The sequence below is a fragment of the Microbispora sp. KK1-11 genome, from assembly GCF_006874435.1.
Classification (GTDB): Bacteria; Actinomycetota; Actinomycetes; order Streptosporangiales; family Streptosporangiaceae; genus Microbispora; species Microbispora catharanthi.
On record NZ_VIRJ01000027.1, the window covers coordinates 43958 to 63044 of the forward strand.

General features: G+C 73.0%; 20 protein-coding genes. 7 read left to right on the forward strand and 13 right to left on the reverse strand.

Annotated elements, in window-relative coordinates; genetic code table 11:
- Positions 1-11: 11 nt before the first annotated feature.
- The 6 genes from FLW16_RS31180 to FLW16_RS31200 all read right to left on the reverse strand — a co-directional run bounded on the left by FLW16_RS31180 (position 12) and on the right by FLW16_RS31200 (position 5547).
- Complete coding sequence (locus tag FLW16_RS31180; protein WP_142563710.1) at positions 12-2147, reverse strand: peptidase domain-containing ABC transporter; 2136 nt, start codon at positions 2145-2147, stop codon at positions 12-14.
- On the reverse strand, positions 2144-2476 hold the full coding sequence (locus tag FLW16_RS31185; protein ID WP_142563711.1) for a hypothetical protein: 333 nt from the start codon (positions 2474-2476) through the stop codon (positions 2144-2146). The genes FLW16_RS31180 and FLW16_RS31185 overlap by 4 nt, the downstream gene beginning before the upstream one ends.
- An 81-nt stretch (positions 2477-2557) precedes the next feature.
- Complete coding sequence (locus FLW16_RS31190; RefSeq protein ID WP_142563712.1) at positions 2558-3574, reverse strand: TIGR04500 family putative peptide maturation system protein; 1017 nt, start codon at positions 3572-3574, stop codon at positions 2558-2560.
- A complete protein-coding gene (locus tag FLW16_RS31195; RefSeq protein ID WP_142563713.1) occupies positions 3571-4572 on the reverse strand; it encodes an MvdC/MvdD family ATP grasp protein in 1002 nt (333 codons plus the stop codon). The genes FLW16_RS31190 and FLW16_RS31195 overlap by 4 nt, the downstream gene beginning before the upstream one ends.
- Positions 4573-4640: 68 nt before the next feature.
- A complete protein-coding gene (locus FLW16_RS44000; protein ID WP_185949671.1) occupies positions 4641-4802 on the reverse strand; it encodes a hypothetical protein in 162 nt (53 codons plus the stop codon).
- Between the two features lie 184 nt (positions 4803-4986).
- The gene (locus tag FLW16_RS31200; protein WP_142563714.1) at positions 4987-5547 is read right to left on the reverse strand and encodes a methylated-DNA--[protein]-cysteine S-methyltransferase; all 561 of its coding nucleotides are present in this window, start codon (positions 5545-5547) and stop codon (positions 4987-4989) included.
- Between the two features lie 104 nt (positions 5548-5651).
- Here FLW16_RS31200 and FLW16_RS31205 point away from each other — a divergent pair, with 104 nt between their 5' ends.
- Positions 5652-7625: a PAS domain S-box protein gene (locus tag FLW16_RS31205; protein WP_396686881.1), complete on the forward strand. Its 1974-nt coding sequence runs from the start codon at positions 5652-5654 to the stop codon at positions 7623-7625.
- Between the two features lie 150 nt (positions 7626-7775).
- Positions 7776-8228: an ATP-binding protein gene (locus FLW16_RS31210; protein ID WP_260615753.1), complete on the forward strand. Its 453-nt coding sequence runs from the start codon at positions 7776-7778 to the stop codon at positions 8226-8228.
- A gap of 30 nt (positions 8229-8258) precedes the next feature.
- Here the strand turns inward: FLW16_RS31210 and FLW16_RS31215 are convergent, their stop codons facing one another.
- The 4 genes from FLW16_RS31215 to FLW16_RS44005 form a co-directional block, all read right to left on the reverse strand.
- Entirely contained in the window at positions 8259-8786 is a 528-nt protein-coding gene (locus tag FLW16_RS31215; protein WP_142563715.1) for an N-acetyltransferase, read from the reverse strand.
- A 24-nt stretch (positions 8787-8810) separates the two neighbouring features.
- Positions 8811-9470, reverse strand: a complete 660-nt coding sequence (locus FLW16_RS31220) for a membrane protein insertase YidC (RefSeq protein WP_142563716.1) — start codon at positions 9468-9470, stop codon at positions 8811-8813.
- A gap of 73 nt (positions 9471-9543) precedes the next feature.
- Entirely contained in the window at positions 9544-9825 is a 282-nt protein-coding gene (locus tag FLW16_RS31225; RefSeq protein ID WP_221891368.1) for a DUF6412 domain-containing protein, read from the reverse strand.
- Between the two features lies 1 nt (position 9826).
- Positions 9827-9994 carry a hypothetical protein gene (locus FLW16_RS44005; protein ID WP_185949672.1) on the reverse strand — a complete coding sequence of 56 codons (168 nt, stop codon included), beginning with the start codon at positions 9992-9994 and terminating at the stop codon, positions 9827-9829.
- A gap of 265 nt (positions 9995-10259) precedes the next feature.
- Here FLW16_RS44005 and FLW16_RS31230 point away from each other — a divergent pair, with 265 nt between their 5' ends.
- Both FLW16_RS31230 and FLW16_RS31235 read left to right on the forward strand, forming a co-directional pair.
- Positions 10260-10973, forward strand: coding sequence for a response regulator transcription factor (locus FLW16_RS31230; protein ID WP_142563717.1), 714 nt, complete (start codon positions 10260-10262; stop codon positions 10971-10973).
- Positions 10970-12085, forward strand: coding sequence for a sensor histidine kinase KdpD (locus tag FLW16_RS31235; RefSeq protein WP_221891369.1), 1116 nt, complete (start codon positions 10970-10972; stop codon positions 12083-12085). The genes FLW16_RS31230 and FLW16_RS31235 overlap by 4 nt, the downstream gene beginning before the upstream one ends.
- A gap of 22 nt (positions 12086-12107) precedes the next feature.
- Here FLW16_RS31235 and FLW16_RS31240 read toward each other — a convergent pair whose 3' ends face one another.
- The 3 genes from FLW16_RS31240 to FLW16_RS31250 form a co-directional block, all read right to left on the reverse strand.
- Positions 12108-13655 (reverse strand): multicopper oxidase family protein, encoded by a 1548-nt coding sequence (locus FLW16_RS31240; protein WP_142563718.1) that lies wholly within the window; start codon positions 13653-13655, stop codon positions 12108-12110.
- A gap of 11 nt (positions 13656-13666) precedes the next feature.
- On the reverse strand, positions 13667-14137 hold the full coding sequence (locus tag FLW16_RS31245) for a hypothetical protein (RefSeq protein ID WP_142563719.1): 471 nt from the start codon (positions 14135-14137) through the stop codon (positions 13667-13669).
- A 229-nt stretch (positions 14138-14366) separates the two neighbouring features.
- Positions 14367-14804, reverse strand: a complete 438-nt coding sequence (locus FLW16_RS31250) for a hypothetical protein (protein WP_260615755.1) — start codon at positions 14802-14804, stop codon at positions 14367-14369.
- Between the two features lie 224 nt (positions 14805-15028).
- Between FLW16_RS31250 and FLW16_RS31255 the strand changes: the two genes are divergently transcribed.
- From FLW16_RS31255 to mptB, 3 genes are all read left to right on the forward strand, one after another.
- Complete coding sequence (locus FLW16_RS31255; RefSeq protein WP_030511009.1) at positions 15029-15379, forward strand: STAS domain-containing protein; 351 nt, start codon at positions 15029-15031, stop codon at positions 15377-15379.
- Between the two features lie 13 nt (positions 15380-15392).
- On the forward strand, positions 15393-16130 hold the full coding sequence (locus FLW16_RS31260) for a glycosyltransferase (RefSeq protein ID WP_185949673.1): 738 nt from the start codon (positions 15393-15395) through the stop codon (positions 16128-16130).
- An 83-nt stretch (positions 16131-16213) separates the two neighbouring features.
- Positions 16214-17674, forward strand: coding sequence for a polyprenol phosphomannose-dependent alpha 1,6 mannosyltransferase MptB (gene mptB, locus FLW16_RS31265; RefSeq protein ID WP_260615757.1), 1461 nt, complete (start codon positions 16214-16216; stop codon positions 17672-17674).
- The last annotated feature ends 1413 nt before the right edge of the window (positions 17675-19087 follow it).

Below are 19087 nucleotides of genomic sequence, written 5' to 3' on the forward strand. Positions count from 1 at the left end.
CGCGAGCAGGGCTATCGCGAGCGCAGGCCGGCCGCGACGAGGGCGGCGTACGTGCCGCCCTGGGCCATCAGCTGGTCATGGGTGCCGCCCTGCACGATACGTCCGGAGTCGAGGACGAGGATGAGGTCGGCGTCCCTGACCGTGCTCAGCCGGTGGGCGATGACGATCCGGGTCTGGGGGAGCCAGGCGAGGTTGGCCTCGACGGCGGCCTCGGTGGCGCTGTCGAGGTTGCTGGTGGCCTCGTCCAGCAGCAGCACCTTGGGCCGGGCCAGCACGGCTCTGGCCAGGGCCAGGCGCTGCCGCTGGCCGCCGGACAGTCCGCCGCCGTCGGTCAGCATGGTCTCGTACCCCATGGGCATGGCCATGATCTCGTCGTGCAGCGCCGCCAGCCCGGCGGCCTGCATGATCCGCTCCAGCGGCGCGTCGGGGTCGTTGAGCGCGATGTTGTCCCGGATGGATCCGTTGAACAGCGCCACATCCTGGGTGACCACCCCGAACTGCCGGCGCAGCGTGCCCAGGTTGAGCTCGGCGGCGGGGACGCCGTCGTAACGGATCTCGCCCTCGACCGGGGTGTGCAGCGCCAGCAGGAGCCGGGCCAGCGTGCTCTTGCCCGAGCCGGATGCTCCCACCAGCGCGACCTTCTGTCCCGGGCGGATCGTCACCGACACGCCGCGTACGGTCCAGGGCCCGCGCGGGTCGTGCCGGAAGCCGACGTCGCGTAGCTCGATCGCGCCGCGCAGGCGCAGCACCTCGATGCCCTGGCTCGGCTCGGGGGCGGAGGCGAGGATGTCGGTCAGCCGGTCGAAGTGCGCGCCCGCCTGCTGGAGGCTCTGCAGGCCGGTCATCAGCGAGGCGAGCGGGGTGAGCGCGGCCAGCGCCACGGCGTTGAGCGCGATCAGCGCGCCCGCGCTCAGTTGCCCGTCCAGCACCCGCCAGGCGCCGAGCCACAGCAGCCCGAGCGGGGTGATCACGCGGATCGCCGACAGCGCCGCCTCCAGGAGGCCGTGGGTGAGCGCGCTGCGCACGTCAGCGTCGAGCTGCCGGGCGAAGTGGGACGACCACTGCTCCATCGCCCTGCGTTCCGCGCCCGACGCCTTGAGCGTCTCGATTCCGCTGATCGTCTGGATGAGGCTGCTCTGCGAGGCCGACAGCGCCGCGAGCTCCTGCTGCGCCAGCCGGTGCACACGGCGGGAGGTGGCCGCGAGCAGCGCCGACTGCAGCGCGACCACGCCGGTCAGCGCCGCCCCGAAGACGGGATCGCGCAGGTAGACCAGCGCCAGGTAGCCGACGGCGAGCGGCCCGTCGAGGAGCGCGGTGACGATCTGCCCGGTCAGCAGCTCGCGCAGCGTCGTGACGCTGGTGGCCCGGGTCACCAGGTCGCCGGTGCCGCGCCGGGTGAAGTACCGGTAGGGCAGGGCCACCAGGTGGGCGACCACCCCCTCGGTGAGCTCCCGGTCGGCGCGGGCGCGTACGGCCACCAGCAGGGCCGCGCGCAGGTAGGCCAACACGAGCTGGGCGGCCCCCGCAAGCAGCACGCCCACGCCGAGCAGGGGCAGCAGGTCGGAGGCGCCGCGCGGGATGACCGTGTCGAGCAGCAGCTCGGTCAGCAGCGGCATGGCCAGGCCCAGCAGCTGCAGCAGCAGCGAGGCCGCGATGACCTGCACGAGCAGGCCGCGCCGCCGCCGCAGCAACGTGCGCACGAACTCCCGCCGCCACGCGCTCGCCAGCGACGACGACCCGCGCCGGAACCCCTCCCCAGGCTCGAAGACCAGCAGCACCCCGGTGAAGGCGGCGGAGAACTCCTCCTGGGTCAGCCGTCGCCGCCCCTGCCCGGGATCGACGATGTCCACCCGGTCTACCGACCATCGCTCGACGACCACGAAGTGGTTGAACTCCCAGTGCGCGACGGCCGGAAGCGGCACCCGGGCCAGGTCCTCGGGATCGAGCGAGAACCCGCGCGCCTTCAGACCATGCTCGCGGGCGCCCTGGAGGAGCGCGCGGGCGCTCAGCCCGTCACGGCCGACGCCGAGGCGCTCCGACAGCTCGGTCAGCGTGACGCGGTGGCCGTGATGCGACAGCACCATGGAAAGGCACGCGGTGCCGCACTCGGTGGGCGTGTTCTGCAGCACCACCGGGACGCGCCTCACCGGGCCACCCCCGACATCTGCACCGACACCAGCACCGCCACGACCGTTCCCGCGACCGCCAGCACGGCCACCGTGATCCACAACAGCGGGAACGACGGCCCACGGAGCACGATCGGCACCTTCGCCCCCCGGTCGCGTACGGCGTGCCGCCGCAGCGCCTCCTCCCGGAAGACGCCGCGCTCCTGGCCGGGGGCGGGGAGGACCGGCTCGTGTGGCGGGCCCGGCGGCCGGTAGGCCCGGGGGTCCTCCCGTCGCCCCGCTGAGAGCCGCGGGGACATGGGCCGGGTGTGGTCGGGATCCGGCCCCGGCGTGGGGGACGACGCGGTCATCGGCGTTGCCTTGTCTTGATCACGGTGTTGCGCTGTGTTGACACGGCGTTGCCTCATGCTGCTCACGGCCTTGGGCGTCGCTCAGAGCCAGTGCCAGGTGATCTCGGCCGCCGCGCGGCGCGCCGCCATGAACGCGGCGAAGCCCGCCCGTCCCGCCGCGGCCAGCGTCGCGGGGTCCGCGGGGTCCGCCGGCCGCCGTTCGCGTATCACCCCGAACAGGTGCCCGGCGCCGTACGACACCGGCCCCACGGCCGCGCCGGCCGCGGCGTCCCTGAGCGGTTCCGGCAGTTCGCGGGCGACCCGGACCGCCGCCGTCACATCGAGGTCGTCCCCCCGCGACAGCACGGCCGCGCCGAGAGCCGCCAACGGTTCCCCCGACGCGGCGAGGCCGGCCAGCCGCTCCGCGCTCCCCGCGGCCCATACCGCCCAGACCTGGTCGAACTCCTCGGGATAGCGCTCCAGGTAATCCCGCCCGGTCTCCCGCTCGATCCGCGCCCGCACCCGCCGCTTCAGGGCGAGCCCGTGGATGTGGTTGTCGTAGGCCTCCTGCGTGAGCCCGACCTCGCCGAGCCAACGCAGCATCCGCTCACGGGTGTGCAGCCCGCGCCGCAGCCGGTAGGCGTCCGACGCCTCCTGCAGCTCCTCCCGGGTCGGCTCGGGCTCACGCGCGATCAGGTCCTCCAGGACGCAGTGGTCGACCAGCTCCTCCTGCACGGACGGATCCCGCTCGGCGCGGGCGCGCAGCGTCAGCAGCGCGTTCTGGATCAGCAGCTCCCGGCCGTCGACGGTCAGCACCCGTCCGGAGGCCCAATGAGTGGAGTGGTCCACCGTCCAGGGGACGCCGTCGTCGGCGGGGGCGGTCAGCGCCACGGTTCCGCCCGCCGGATGGCCGAGCACCAGGTCGTAGTCGACCACGGGGCTGCCGGGCCGTACGTCGGCCACGAGCTGGGCACGCACGTCCGGGTGGTCCGCCCGCCAGAGCTCGGCCGCGCGCCGGGCCGCCGCCACGCCGTCACGCGTACGCGGCAGGCCGCGCAGCAGCTCCACCGCCCCGGCAAGGACGCCGGCGAAGGGGGTCTCCTCGGTAGGAACGGTCATGCGGTTTCCATCGTGGTCTCGGGCTCGGGGGCGGGTTCGGCGGCGACGAGCCAGTCGGCGATCGCCGCGGAGATGGGCAGGCCGGTGGCCGACTCGATCCAGCCCCACTGGCCGGTGGGGTTGATCTCCAGGTACACGTACCGCCCGTCGGGGGTGAGGATCATGTCGATGCAGCCGTACGGCAGGCCGAGCGAGGCGGTCAGCGCGAGGCAACGGCGCTCCACGTCCTCCGGCAGCCGATGGATGCCGTACGCCGAGAAGCTGCGCTCGTAGTGGCGGTAGTCGTACCGGGTCGCCCGCGACCCCTGGGAGTGGATCTCGGCGGCGAACACCCGGTCCCCCACGACCGTGATCCGCAGCTCGATCGCCTTGTCCACGTACGGCTGGAAGATCACCGGGGAGGCGCCGAGCCGGTGCCGATGGGTGAGGTGCCGCCGGGTGACCGGCGTGGTGTAGAACACGTGCTCCTCGCCGCCGATGTGGAACGGGACGTACTCCACCTGCTTGGCGATCAGCTCGCCCCCCGACTCCTCCCAGAACGGGATGAGTTCCCCGGGGTCGTTGGTGACGAGCGTCTCCGGCGTGGTGAAGCCGAGCCGGGCCGCCGCGGCGAGGTTGAGCAGCTTGTTCTGCAGCCGGATGACGTCGATGCTCCGGCCGGGAAACCAGCGGGCGTCGAGGGTGTCCTCCCAGCCGTACAGCAGGATCTGCGCGATCTTCTCGACGTATCGCCGGTGGTCGGCGTCGGTCACCGACCGCGGCGCCCGGGGCGGAGAGGGCCGGCGGTTCCAGACGGCGCTGAACCGGGACGTGTCGTATGCCCTACCGCCGATGTGCAGTGTGTGCCGCCAGGGTCCGCCGCTGAGGCGCGAGGTGATCGCGCTTTCGGCCGGGTAGTCGCCCGGATCCCACCACAGGAACTCCGCCCCGCGTTCGCGCAGATGCGGGACGACCATCTCGACCGACGCGTCGTCCGCGGCGCTGAGTATCAAGATCAACTTACTGTTCCTCGTCGAGGGGGCGGCGTGACCGGGCGCCCGGTCACGCCGCCGTGCTGGTCCGACCGTCAGATGCGGACGTCCATCGGGTCGCCCTGCCCCCCTCCGAGGGAGGAGGAAACCCAGGCGCACTCAGGGCCCTGCAGCGGCGGCAACCCGCCGACGATGTCGTCCAGGAAGTCCTCCGGCAGCTCGGCGTCCCCGTTGAGGTCGTCGATGCGAACAGACATGCTTTTCACCACCTTTCATATGAAACGACGGCATGCCCGGAGAACCCGCCCACGGTTGGAGAGCCGCGGCGGGACGAGTCCGGTGTGTGCCGATGCGGAAGCAGCCTGTCGAGCGTGGCTAAAGGCTTACTTGTGATCTTCTAAAGGCCCCGGCGGCGCCGTCGCCCAAGTGGAGTCCAGGCGGTCAGAGGGCGCCTTCCAGGCGGAGCAGGTGCTCCTTGGCCGCCGGGCCGCCGGCGTACCCGCCGAGTGAACCGGGGCCCTCCACCGCCCGGTGGCAGGGCAGGAGCAGGCAGACCGGGTTGCCGGCCAGGGCGTTGGCCACCGCGCGGGGCGCCTGCGGCCGCCCGATCCGCTCGGCGATCTCCTGGTAGGTGGTGACGCTGCCGTACGGCACGGCCGGCATGAGCTGGATCACCGTACGGCTGAAGCCGGTGACCAGACGCAGGTCCACCGAGAGGGAGAAGGTGCGCAGCCTCCCGGTGAAGTACGCGTCCAGCTCCCTGCGCAGGGGATCGAGGCGGCGCGGGTCGGGCCCGATGAACGAGCCGACGGCGCGGGAGACCCGGGCGAAGACCTGGTGCTCGTCCTCATAGGTGCAGGCCAGCACGCCGCGTGCGGTCACCGCGAGGACCAGGCGGCCCACCGGCGCGTCCATGGTGCCGAAGGCGACCTCGGGCGGGGCCACGCCGACGTAGCCCGGCGAGGTCACGCGGAGCAGGGCTTCGAGGTCCTCGGTGGACATGGGCGCCCCACTTTCTCTTCTCTGCGTGCAGGCAGCGTATCGGAGCGGTCGCGAGGTGACGGAAAAGCCCAAGATCAAAAGGTGAAAGAAGGCACGATGGGGACGTGGGTGACAGCAGCGTGGACGGCCGGGCGGCGGACCTCGCCCCCGCGGTCCCGGACGCCGCGGTCCCGGACGCCGTGGCTGCGGACGTCACGGCCTTCGGCGACGCGGCCTTCGATGATGCGGTCTCCGGCGACGCCGAGGAGGGCCTCGCGCGTGCGGTCCTGGCCGGCTCCCCCGACGCGATCGTCGCGCTCGACCGCGACCTGGCCGTGCTGAGCTGGAACGCCGCGGCCGAGCGGCTGTTCGGCTGGCCCGCGTCCGATCTGCTGGGCAGGCGGGCCCCGATCGTGCCCGACGAGCTGATGGCCGAGCACAACGCCGTGCTCGAACGGGTACGCGCGGGCGGCCGGGTGTCGCTGACCACCAAGCGCCTCCACCGCGACGGGCGGCTGCTCGACCTGCGGGTGGACACGAGCGCGTTGTGCTCGCCGGCCGGTGTCCTGCTCGGATACGTGAGCGTCTACCACGCCGCCGAGGACGACGACGCCGCGCACGGCAGGATGGTGCGCCGCGCCCGCCTGGTGCGGCGGCTGACCGACGTGGTCGGCGACATCAACAGCGAGCTCGACCTGCCCGTCGTGCTCGACCGCATCGCCGCGAGCCTGACCGAGCTGACCGGCGCCGACGCCGGCGGTTTCGTGTCCATCGAGGGGGAGCTGCTGCGCCTGGTCGGTGTGCACCAGTTGCCCGAGACGCTGCGCGGGGCCACCGCCGGGCTGCACACCAGCCTGGTCGCCAAGCTGCTGCGCACCGGCAAGACCGTGCTGCTCGAGACCGGCCCTGAGGGCTTCCAGGACCTGATCTGGGCGCGCCTGCCCGGCCTGCACACGATCGCCGTCGGCATCGCCGCTGTGGGCGGGCGTCCCTATGGAGCGCTCTACGCGTTGTTCGCCCGGCGCAAGGCGAGCCATCTGGAGCTCGAGCTGCTCGAACTGCTCGCCGGACACGCCGGGATCGCGCTCGCCAACGCCATGGCGTACCAGGACGCGGTGCGGCAGCGCGCCCACGAGCGGGCCGTCTTCGACGCCAGCGCCGACGGCATCGCGGTGCTGGACGGCTCGGGCGCGGTCGTGCGGTGGAACCCCGCGGCGGCCGAGCTGACCGGCCATCCGGCGGACCGGGTGATAGGAGGGCCGCCGCCCTTCCCGCTGCCGGCGCCGGGGGAGAAGCTCACCTTCCAGCTTCCGTCCGGCAGATGGCTCGACGTGCTGTGCGCGGAGATCCGGGAGACGGGGGAGACCGTCGTCGACTTCCGCGACGTGACCCGGGCCAAGGAGCTGGAGGAGGCCAAGGACCTGTTCCTCGCCACCACCAGCCACGAGCTGCGTACGCCGATCACGATCGTCCACGGCTTCGCCAGCACCCTCGACTCCCGCTGGGACCACCTGTCCGACGAGGAGCGGCGGTCGGCGGTCCACACGATCGCCGAGCGCGCCCGCTCGCTCGGGCAGCTCATGGACCACCTGCTGCTCGGCGCGCGGGCGGGGGCCGAGGAGCTGAAGGTCAGGGTCGAGCCCTTCGACCTGGCCGCCCGGGTGCGCGCGGCGACGCTCGGACTGCCGGTCCTGTCCGACCGGCACCGGCTGGAGGTGGACATCCCGCCCGATCTCCCCTTCGTGTACGGGGACGCGCTGGCCACGGACATCCTTCTGGCCCAGCTCCTGGAGAACGCGTTCAAGTACTCCCCGGACGGCGGCCTGATCCGGGTGGAGGCATGGCCGGAGGCCGACCGGGTCGTGCTGGTGGTGGACGACGAGGGAGTGGGCATCGCGGCGGGCGACCGGGAGCGCGTCTTCGAGCGGTTCGTCCAGGCCGACAGCGGCAACCGGCGCAGGTTCGGCGGGGTCGGGCTCGGGCTCTACATCGTGCGCAACCTCGCCCGCGCCCAGGGCGGAGACGTCGCCGCGCTGCCTCGATCCGGCGGGGGAACCCGCATGCGGCTGGTGTTGAACTCGGCAGGATCTTCATCCTGATAAGACAGATCGGAGCGTGGCGTCACCACTTAAGGACTGAACTATTGTCCAATGTGCACAAGCTGTGATCCGGGGCACGGTTTCCCGGTCCGGTAAGCGGGGCATTTCGGTCGTACTGGCTCGTGCAGCAGAAACGGGGGGAACGGGGAGGTGAGTGCGTCGAGCGTCGTGATGCTGCCGTACGCACCGTCGAGCGTCGCCGTCGCACGTCAGCGCCTCAGCGCCGACCTTTCGAACGCGGGGCTGCTCGCCACCGCCGTCGACGACGTCGTTCTGATCATGAGCGAACTGCTGAGCAACGCGCTGCGCCACGCCCACCCTCTCCCGTCCGGCCAGCTCAAAGTGGCCTGGCTCTGCTCGGACACCCAGGTCGAGGTGGCCGTGAGCGACGGCGGCGCGTGTACGGAGCCCCGTGCCGGTCGCCCGACACTGTCGTCCCTCGGCGGCCGTGGGCTCGGCATCGTCGAATACCTGGCCGAGCGCTGGGGGGTCAGGCACGAGGGGGAGGCGACCACTGTCTGGGCCATCGTCTCCGCCTCATGGCCCACCCGAAACGGGCATCCCGAGCTGTCCGAAACCCCAGTGCTGCGCGAGGTCGGCTGAGCGCCTCCGCCGCCCCGGTCCGGTCCGCCGCTACGCTCCGCCTCCGCCGCTACGCTCGCCTCCGCCGCCGAAGGCGTGCTCCATGCAGACGAGGTCGTCCCTGGAGTCCCACGACGCGGTGACGACGAAGCCGAGTCGTTCGTAGAGGGCGATCGCCGTCGTCCGCCAGCGCCACACCGACAGCCGCACCGACCGCAGGCCGGTCGCATGCGCCCGGGTGAGCACGGCGCGGACGAGCGCGCCTGCCACACCTCTGCCGCGCTCGCCCGGGTCGACCCACAGCCGTTTGATCTCCGCCCGCCCCTCGACGGGCGCAGCGAGCACCACGCAGCCGATCGCGGCGTCCCCGCGGCGCGCGACCAGCACGACGTCGTCCGCGAACGCCGCGCCCGGGTCCTCGACCTCCACCCGGTAGCGCTCGGGCAGGTGCGCAGGGCCGCCCACAGGGACGCCCTTCTCGGCCTCGGTCCGCAGGTGGTAGGCGGCCAGGAGCGCCCGCAGGTCGTCCCCGCCGGTGTCCCCGGCCGCCCAGGTCACGATCACGTGGTCACGGGTCATGCCGTCAGCATCCCAGCCCCGGTGTCACGCGGCGCGCGGGTAGAGGACGGCCCGCTCGGCCGTCGTCCAGGCGCTGCTGACGAGCAGGTAGACACCCGCCGCGAGCGGGAGGAAGGCGGCGACGGCCACGGTCCAGAACGGTGCGAGGAGTTGGAGGCGCCGCATGGGCGCCGTGGGCTCGACCCTGCGGGCGGCGATCACGGCCACGGCCACGAGCAGCGCGAGCAGCCCGGCGAAGACCAGGACCGGCGGGCTGACCAGGCCCGCCCCGGCGACCGCGGCCGCGAGGTGCTCCCCCAGAGGCACGCCGAGCACGCTCTGCGCCAGCAGCAGGTTCGGATGTCCCGCGATCACGGCGGCCGTGAACAGCCGGTAGGTCACCATGAAGAACGGCGACTGCGCGAACGCCAGATAGCCGGTGAACCGGCCGACGCCCTCCTCGGCGTACAACGCGTTCACCTCGCGCAGGAGCCGCTGCGGGTCGTTCTTCCATCGCGTGCGGAGCCTGTCCACCTGGGGAGCGAGGCGCGTCCTGATCCGCTGGGCGCGGGCGACGCGGACGCTCAGCGGCAGCAGCGACAGCCGTACGGCGAGGGTGACCAGGACGATCGCGAGCCCGGCGCCGGTGACATCGCTGAGCGCCTCGATGAGCCGGTAGGCGGGGTCGAGCACGAAGTCGAACATGGGAAGCCTTTCGTCTGTGACCTTTTGCCCCTGGGTGAGGGCATGACGAAAGCGCTCGTGACCGGATGGCCGGTCAGACGAGCGCGGGGCTTCCGGATGGCGCGCGGGGACGGGGGCGGCCAGGCGCGCCGGGATCGCGCAGCCTGACCATCGCCGTCTCACCGTTGTACGACGGCCTGCCCGGCCCCCGGCGCAGAACGGGGACGCCGGTCAGCCGGCAGAGCATCCAGGCGAACACCAGGACGGCCGCGCCGGCCAGGCCGACCGCGGTCAGCGCGCCGGGGCCGGAAGACCCGGCGGCCAACTCGGCCAGCAGCCAGACGAGCGATCCGATGGCGGCCTGGAGAGCGTTCACGTCAGCGGGAAAGCTTCCCCACGACGGTGATCGCGACGACGACGACGAGAGCGATGATCCCGATGATGAGCAGGAACTTCAGCGTCGCGAACAGCGCGGGGATCACGAATCCGAACACCAGCCAGAGGGCCAGGAGGATCCCCAGTACGGTCAGTACGGTACGGGCCATGGCCCCAAGGTACGCGGTGACACCGACAACCGCGAGCTTGATCCAGAATCGGTTCGCATACCCGCGATCCATGAGGTTTCACGTGAATCATCGTGTTCGGCGGCAGCTCGCCAACAAATGGTCACGACGCCGCGCCGACGCGCGCACGGAGGCGACGGCCGGGAGCGGCGTGGTCCCTTGGTGGCGGCGACCGCCACGGCGGCCGGTTCTTACGAGACGGTGACGGGGCTCGGCCGGGTCGCCCGGCGGACTTACCGTTGAGGGCGTGCCCTCCTCGAAGTCTCCCCCGAATCCCGCCCGTGTCCTCGTGGTGGACGACGACCCCACCGTCGCCGAGGTGGTGGCCCGTTATCTGGAGCGGGACGGGCACGAGGTCGAGTGCGTGGGCGACGGGGCCGAGGCGCTGCGGCGGGCCCTGGCCGACCCGCCCGACCTGATGGTGCTCGACCTGATGCTGCCCAAGCTCGACGGCCTGCAGGTCTGCCGGAAGCTGCGGGAGCGCTGGCCCGTCCCGGTGATCATGCTGACCGCTCTGGGCGAGGAGATGGACCGGGTGGTCGGCCTGGAGACCGGCGCCGACGACTACGTGACGAAGCCGTTCAGCCCGCGCGAGCTGGCCCTGCGCGTGCAGTCCGTGCTGCGGCGGGCCCGCGGCGCGCTGGTGCCGACGGGCACCGGCGTGCTGCGCGACGGCGACCTGGTGGTGGACGTCGGCGCCCACGAGGTGCGCCTGGGCGGCAAGGAGATCACGTTGACCGCCCGGGAGTTCGACCTGCTCGTCTACCTGCTGCGCAACCCCCGCCAGGCGTTCAGCCGCACGGCCCTGCTCGACCAGGTCTGGGGCTGGTCGTTCGGCGACTCCTCCACCGTGACGGTCCACGTGCGCAGGCTGCGGGAGAAGATCGAGGACGATCCCACCGACCCGCGCAGGATCGTCACGGTCTGGGGCGTCGGCTACCGTTACGAGCCGCTGTCGTGATCGTCCAGATCGTCGCGGTCGCCGCCGGGCTCGGTCTCGTCATCGCGGCCCTCGGCCTGGCGCTGCTGCGGGCGCTGCGCCGCCGGTCGATCGGCGTGATGCTCGCCGTCGTCGCGGCCGTGACGGTCTCCGCGACGCTGGCCGGGGTGGTCGCCATCACCCTCGCCATGATCATCGACGGGCGGCCGAAGAACATCGTGCTCACCGTCGTCGGCATCGGCGGCCTGGTGGGCCTCGGCGTCGCGCTGGTGAACGCCCGCACGGTGGTGCGCGCAAGCAGGAGCCTCGTCGGCGCGCTGGAGAGCGTGCCGCCCTCCGGCCGGTTCACCCCGCCGCCCGCGCCGCTCCCCGCCGAGCTGCAGACCATCAGCACCGCGCTGGAGCAGGCGTACGAGCGGCTGCGGCTGGGCCACGAACGCGAGCGGGCGCTGGAGAGCGCGCGGCGCGAACTGGTCGCGTGGGTCAGCCACGACCTGCGCACTCCCCTCGCGGGCATGCGGGCGATGGTGGAGGCCCTGGAGGACGGGGTGGCCGACGACCCCGAGACCGTCAAGCGCTACCACGTCCAGATCAGGGTGGAGGTCGACCGGCTCGCCGGGATGGTGGAGGACCTGTTCGAGCTGTCGCGCATCCACGCGGGCACGCTGCGGCCCGTGCTCACCCGCACGGGGCTCGGCGACCTCGTCGCGGACACCCTCGCCGCCGTCGAACCGCTGGCCCGCGCCGAGGGTGTGCACCTCACCGGCGAGGCCGATCCGCGGGTCCCGGTGTACGCGGACGCCGGGCAACTCGGCCGGGCCGTACGCAACCTGGTGGTGAACGCCATCCGCCACACGCCCGCCGGGGGCAGGGTCGTCGTACGCGCGGTGGCGGAAGGGACGACCGCCCGCCTGTCCGTGCTGGACGGCTGCGGCGGCATCCCGGAGGAGGACCTTCCCCGGGTCTTCGACGTCGCGTTCCGCGGCGAGGCGGCGCGGACGCCCGGCCCCGACGGCGGCGCCGGGCTCGGCCTCGCGATCGCGCGCGGCATCGTGGAGGCCCACGACGGCGAGATCGGCGTGGTCAACGAGGGCCCCGGCTGCCTGTTCACGATCACGCTGCCACTGGCCTGACAGCGCGGCGTCAGCCGACCAGTCATTCCGGCTCGTTCCCGGCCGTCCCGCCCACGGTGAAGGGCGTGGTGACTCCCTCGTACATGAGGTGGGCGACGAGACCCTCCGTGGCGTGCGGCAGGTTGTGGCAGTGGTCCATCCAGATGCCCGGGTTGTCGGCGACGAAGGCGATGTCGTACGACTCGCCGGTGCCGACTTCGAGCGAGTCCACCCACCACGGGCCGCCCGTCGCGCGCACGCCGTCGCGGCTCAGCACCACGGCGTGGTGGCCGTGCAGGTGCATCGGGTGCGGCTCGCCGCTGTCGTTGACGATGCGCACCCGCACCACGTCGCCCTCGGCGACGACGAACATCGGCACGTCGGGGAACATGTGACCGTTGATCGTCCACCAGATCCCCGGACGTCCGTCGAGGAAGCCCGGGCGGCGCCCGATCTCGTAGTCGAACCGCCGATCGGGCCGGTCAGGGTCGAACCCGAGCGGCGCCGGCGTGCCGTAGGAGAGCAGGTCCAGCGTCGTCGCGGGCCGCGGGACGGCGGGCACGTCGTACGACCGCGAACCGAGCACGACGCCGGCCGGACCGCCGACGTGCACCCGCACCGGCGAACCGTCCTCCGGCATGGTCACCTCGATCTCGGCGCGGCCTCCCGCCGTGACGGTCACGGCGGTGTCCCGTACGGGAGCGGGCTCGTGCAGGTCGGTGCCGTCGACGGCGGCGAGCCGGAAGGGGGCGCCGCCGACCCATACGGGCGTCTGGCCGTTCTCCGTGTTGATCACCCGTACGCGCACCCGTTCGCCGGGGCGCGCCTCGGCGCGGACGTCTCCCTCCCGTCCGTTGATCGTGCGGGCCCCGTCGTAGAGGTGCAGCAGCGCCACGACGTCGGCCGTGCCCGCGGGCGGTCGCGCCGCCGGGGTCACCACCAGGGCGCCAAGCAGACCGCGGCGCACCTGTTCGTGGGACACCTGGTGGGAGTGGTACCAGAAGGTGCCGGCCTGGCCGGCGACGAACCGGTAGGTGAACGACCGGCCCACGCCGACCGCGTCCTGGGTGACACCGGCGACCCCGTCCGCGGCGTTGGGCACGTCGACGCCGTGCCAGTGCAGCGTGATGCCGTCCGGCACCGACTCGTTGACGAGACGGACCTGCACCAACTGCCCGACGGTCGCGTGGATGACCGGGCCGGGCGAGGTGCCGTTCAGCGTGTACCCGTCCACCTGGCGGCCGGTGGCCAGCCGGAACCGCTGCTTGCGCGCGACCAGGGTGATCGAGACGTCGGCCTCGCGGTCCGGGTCGGCCGTCAGCGACGTCAGGCTGCGCGCCGACGCCATGTGCCCGTTGTGCTCTGTGTGTCCGCCGTGCTCCGAGTGCGTGTGCTCCGAGTGCGCGGAGGTGCCGGCGGCCACGTGTGTCAGGGCGCCGCCGTAGTCCGCGTACCCCATGTCCATGACGGAGTACGCACCGGGCATGAGACTGTCCTGCCACATCCAGGCGAGCGGGCCGAGCAGGGCGATGGTCGCGGCGCCCGCCAGGGCGAGCCGGAGGCGGGCGCCGCGACGGCGAGTCCGGTCCATGCGAGTCGTCGTCAGGCGACGGTCTCGACACGGGCGTGGGGCTGGGCGGTCGCGCTCGCCGCCGCCCGGCGGCCGCGAAGCGCGGCGTGGACGGCCGCGCTGAACAGCAGCAGCGCGTTCAGGCCGTGCAGGGCGCCCAGGGCGGGGATCTGGTGGCCGAGGAGGCCCAGGGAGACCTGGACCGCGACGAGCAGGACCACGAGGGCGGCCCCCTTGACCGCTCCGGGGATCTTCGCGAAGAACGAGGAGACCAGCAGGAGCAGGGCGATCACGGGGATGACCATCATCCCGTTGATGCCGTGGACCACGAAGGCGAAGAACTCGGGGAACTCGATCCCCCCGCTCTCCGCGCTCGCCTTGTCGATCACGCCGCCCTGCTCGACGTACTTGAACAGCCCGGCGTCGCCGAGCACGACCATCATCGCCTGCACGGCGACCTCGGCCGCGACGATCGAGGCCAGGACCTTGTAGACCAGCTTCATGACGCTCTTCCCATCCGGGACCCGGCGAGCCCTTCGATGCCCGGGCTTCGCGGTCCTCTCCTGTGTCGGCCGGCGCCCGTCTCCGCGCGCCGGCCCTTACACAGAGGACGTTAGGAACGCCTCCATGGCGAACACTTAATGACGACTTCGGTGACTCTTGGCGTCGCCGGTCACGGCACGAAAGCGCAGCTCGGCGCCGCGCCGGTCGCCCAGGTCACGGTCGCCGGGGTCACAGGTCGATCTGGTGCTCCAGCTGGCCGCGCCAGGAGGGGACGTCCGGTGCGGCCTCCCGCTGGCGCGGGGTGAACGCCTCCGCGATGGCCCGGAACGTGGGGCACGGCCAGCGCCACATGCAGCTCCGGCAACGCAGGATCGGGTTGGCCGGGTCGCTCGAGATGCCGCCCGCGTCCCTGGGCTGGTGCAGATCGAGCAGCCGGATGCCGAGCTCGGAGAAGCTCAGCAGCTCCTCGCGCGCCTCGGCGAGGAAGTCGAGGTCCTCGGCCGCCAGCCGGGCGCTGACCGGGACGTACCCCTCGCGGTTGACCAGGCCGCGCAGCGGCTCGGCCGCGTCGCGCCATGACGAGGCCTTCTCGGTGCGCACCTGGATGATCTCCAGATGCTCGCGCAGCACGCGCCGGTGTGGGTCCTCGGGTATCTCACTGTTCATCTGCTCTCGGGCCCGCTGTGCTCGGCGCCCGCCCTCCTTTGCGAAGTGACGACCAAGACGCGGAGGTTCCGGGCCCTCCATCCGGCGACGCCGGTGTCGCATAGCGTCAAGCTTCGCGCACTCCGCGTTTACGTGGGGCCGGAATCGGGGACAAAGCGCGGACGACTCTTCGATGAATCCGATGGAGCGTGACCCGGGGCCGGGACGACGCTAGTGTGCGCCTCGTGGAGCTCAAAGTCGCGACGCAATCCCACGCCGGTCAGGCCGTCATGGCCGTCTTCGGCGAAATCGACCTATATACCGCGCCCCGGCTGCAGGCGGAGTTCACCCGTCTGCTGGAGACCGGGCCCGACCGGGTGGTCATCGACATGTCCGGAGTGGAGTTCTGCGACTCCACCGGCATGAACGTGCTGCTGTCGGCGCTCAAGCGGCTGCGCGAGCGGGGCGGCACGCTGGAGGTGGCGGCGCCGAGACCAGCGGTACGCAAGATTCTCCAGGTCACCGGCCTGGACTCGGTGTTCACCGTGCACGACACGGTGCCCGCCGACCTGCTCACGGCCGAGCATCAGGGCTAGGCGCATGGGGGAGATGGCAGTACCCGAGCCGGACACCGCGGTGGTGATCCCGGCGAAGGACGAGGCCGACCGGATCGGCGCCACCGTGACCGCCGCCCTGAAGCTGCCCGGCGTGGATCTCGTGGTCGTGGTCGACGACGGCTCGTCCGACGAGACCGGCCGGGTGGCCAGGGCGGCGGGCGCCCGGGTCGTACGGCACAGCCGCAACCGGGGCAAGGCGGCGGCGATGGAGAGCGGCGCGGAGGCCGTGCGCCTCCTGGACGAGGACCATCCCCGGCACCTGCTGTTCCTCGACGCCGACCTGGGCGAGACGGCGGCGGCGGCCGTCCCGCTGATCGCGCCGGTGCGCGCGGGCGAGGCCGACATGACCATCGCGAAGTTCGCGACCAGGGTGAAGCTCGGCGGGCACGGCATCGTCGTACGGCTGGCCCGCGACGGCATCAAGCGGCTCACCGGCTGGGAGGCCACCCAGCCGCTCAACGGGCAGCGGTGCCTCACCCGGGCGGCGTTCGAGGCGGCCCGGCCGCTCGCCCACGGCTTCGGCGTCGAGACCGGCATGACCGTCGACCTGCTCAGGAAGGGCTTCCGGGTGATCGAGGCCGAGGTCGAGATGTCGCACCGGGCGACCGGCACCGACTGGCGCTCCCAGTTGCACAGGGCCAAGCAGCTCCGCGACGTCGGCCTGGCCCTCGCCGCCCGCGAGCCGGCTGTGGACCAGGCGCGCGCCGCCCTCCGCCCGCCGCGCCGCTGAGCCGCGCTGTCGAGCCGGGCTGTCGAGCCGGGCCACCTGGCGGCTTCGCCCACGTCGGCGGGCCGGTGTGGTGGAATTCTCGGGTGGATTCGAGGGGACGCGCACGGATCGCCGCCCGGCTGGCCCCGGCCGCCGGCGGCCTCTCGATCGTCCTCACGATCACGATCGGCGTCCTCGGGCCGTCCTCGATGGTGCCCTGGCTGCCCGGGCGGTCGTGGCAGCCCCCCTACTCGCTCGATCTCGCACCCGACGGCCATCTCGTCGTCGCGCTGGCCGCCGCGGCGCTCGTCCTCGGCACGGCCGGCCTGGCCGCCGGCCTCGCGTACGCCGACCGGATGCCGCGGGCGCGCACGCTGGTCGTCGCCGGGTGCGCCGCCGCCGCGGTCCTCGCGTTCCTGCCACCCTCCGGGTCGGCCGACCACCTCAACTACGCGGCCTACGGCCGGATGGCGGCCCTCGGCCACGACCCGTACGCGACCGTGCCCGCCGATCTGCCCGCCGATCCGGTCGTCGGCCGGGTGGAGGAGTGGACCAGGACGCCCAGCGTGTACGGCCCGGTCGCGACGGCCGTACAGGCGCTGGCGAGCCACGCCGGGGGCGATTCGGTCCGCCTGACCGTCTTCGTGATGGCCCTGGTCAACGCCGCCGCCTTCGTCGCCACCGGCCTGCTGCTCCACCGCGCCACCGCCGGCGATCCCGTACGGCAGCGCCGCGCGGCCCTGCTGTGGACGGCCAACCCGCTGATCGTCTACGAGCTCGTGGCCGGGATGCACCTCGACACCGTCGCGATCGCGTTCGTCGTGGCCGGGCTGGTCGCCCGCCGGGGCGTGCCGCTCGGTCTGGGCGTCGCGGTCAAGGCCACCGTGGGCGTGGTGGCGCTGGGCACGGCGTGGGAGCTGCGCAGGAGCCCCCGGCGGCTCGCCCTGGTCGCGGGCCTCGCCACGCTGACCGTGCTCGTGGCCTACCTGCTCGCCGGGCCCCACTCGCTCGACCAGCTGCTCAACGCCAGCAAGTCGGTCTCGCTCGCCACGCCGTGGAAGCTCGCCCAAAGGGCGCTGCAGGGGATGTTCGGACCCGGGGCCTACCGGGCGTGGATCCAGGCCGGGTCGCTGCTCCTGCTGGCCGCCCTCGCCGTCCTCCTCCTGCGCGGCCGTCCGGCGGCCGGCCGCGAGGGGCCGGTGGTGGCCCTGGCCGTCGCCGTGGCCTGGCTGTTCGCCACGCCGTACGCGCTGCCCTGGTATGACGGGCTGGGGTTCGCGCTGCTGGCCCTGGTCGCCTGGCCGGGCCTGGAGGCGTTCCTGGTCGCCCGGCTCGCTGTGCTCTCGCTCGCCTACCTGCCCGCGCGTCAGGCGGACCAGCCGGACGACCTGGGGTGGCTCGTCGACGTGGTCAGGGGATGGGCGGCGCCGTCGCTCCTGCTGGCGTTGACGATCGCGCTGCTGTGGTGGGCGGCGCGGTCTGGAGCGCGCGTACGGACGCCGCCAGCGTCAGCGGCACCGCGACCGTCAGGGCCATCGCCGGAATCGCGATCCCCGAGTCGTTGATCAGGAACCCGGTGAACGCCGCGGTCAGCGCGCCGAACAGCCCGGCCCGCAGCTCCGGCGCCCGCTCGTAGGCCAGGCTCAGGGCGGGCGCGCCCCACCGGGACGGCCGGGCCAGCACGAGGAACAGGAACGCCAGCGCGACCACCGACAGCAGCGTCAGCGGGAGATTGCCCAGCGTGTGGAGCATCGCCCCGAGCTTGCGCCCGACGACGGAGCCGCCCTCGCCGCCGATGATCTGCTGGACGAACGCCCCGAGGTGGGTCCGCCGGTCGGCGGGGCGCAGCCAGTCGGCCACCGCGATCAGCATGATGAGCGCGATCCCCGCCACGGCGATCAGCCCGAGCCGCAGGATCGACACCCGCCTGCCCGTGACCATCAGCACGCACACCGCCACGCCGAGGACGAACGACGGCACCCCGCCGAAGTCCGCGCCCCAGGTCGGCCAGCCGTCCCCGGCGATCGCGAGCAGGCCGTACGCCACGCAGACGGCCACGGCGAGCCTCGGCCGGCGGCGCAGCGCGCAGGCGACGGCCGCCAGGAGCAGGATCGTGCCCGTCGAGTAGACGGCGAAGGCCATGTTGCCGAAGCCGTAGAACCTGCCGCCGGTCACGGGCTCGTAGCCGGCCACCGCGTTCACCTGCAGCCGCGAGCCCGTCACCACGTCGGCGAGGAGCGCGAGCGAGCTGATCCCGGCGACCACGGCGGGCGGCCCCAGCACGTGGCGGCGCCACGGCCCGGCGTACGCGAGCCCGGCCACCAGGACGGCGAAACCCAGGATCGTGCCGAGCAGGGCGGGCATCGGGTGCGCGAAGCCCCACCACGGCACGAGCTGCGCCAGGAAGATCGACACCGGGAGCGCGCCGCTGACCGTCGCGACGACCCGCGTGGCCGTCAGCATCCGCCGGTGGCGCCTGATCACGAGCGCGGCCAGGCCGTAGAAGAGCAGTTGCGCGGCGACCAGCGTGATGAAGAACGGCTCCCTGACCTCCCTGAGCACCTGGCTCGCGAGATCGGCGTCGGCCAACTCGGCCACTGAGGGTGCACCGCCGCCCCCGGACCAGGGTCTGCCGACCGCGCCCTCGGGAGTGGGAAGGCCGAGCAGGTGCGTGACCGTCGTCGTGACGTCGGTGATCGTGACCAGCGCCCGCTGCCGGGTCGAGGCGGCGGTCAGCCACCCGTGCCCGTACGGCCCGCCGGCGGCGATCGCGACGTGCAGGTGGGCGATGGAACCCTCACCGCGGCCGGGGGAGTCGGACAGCCCCGCCACGAGCACGGCCGAACCGGCGGGCACCTTGGCGAGCACCTCGGCGACGGTCCGGTCGGCCGCGCTCACGGCCGCCCGCCGCGCCTGCCCGCGCCCGTCATTCACCCAGGCTTGCGTGATCTCCCCCGCCTCGGCGACCACGAGCGCGT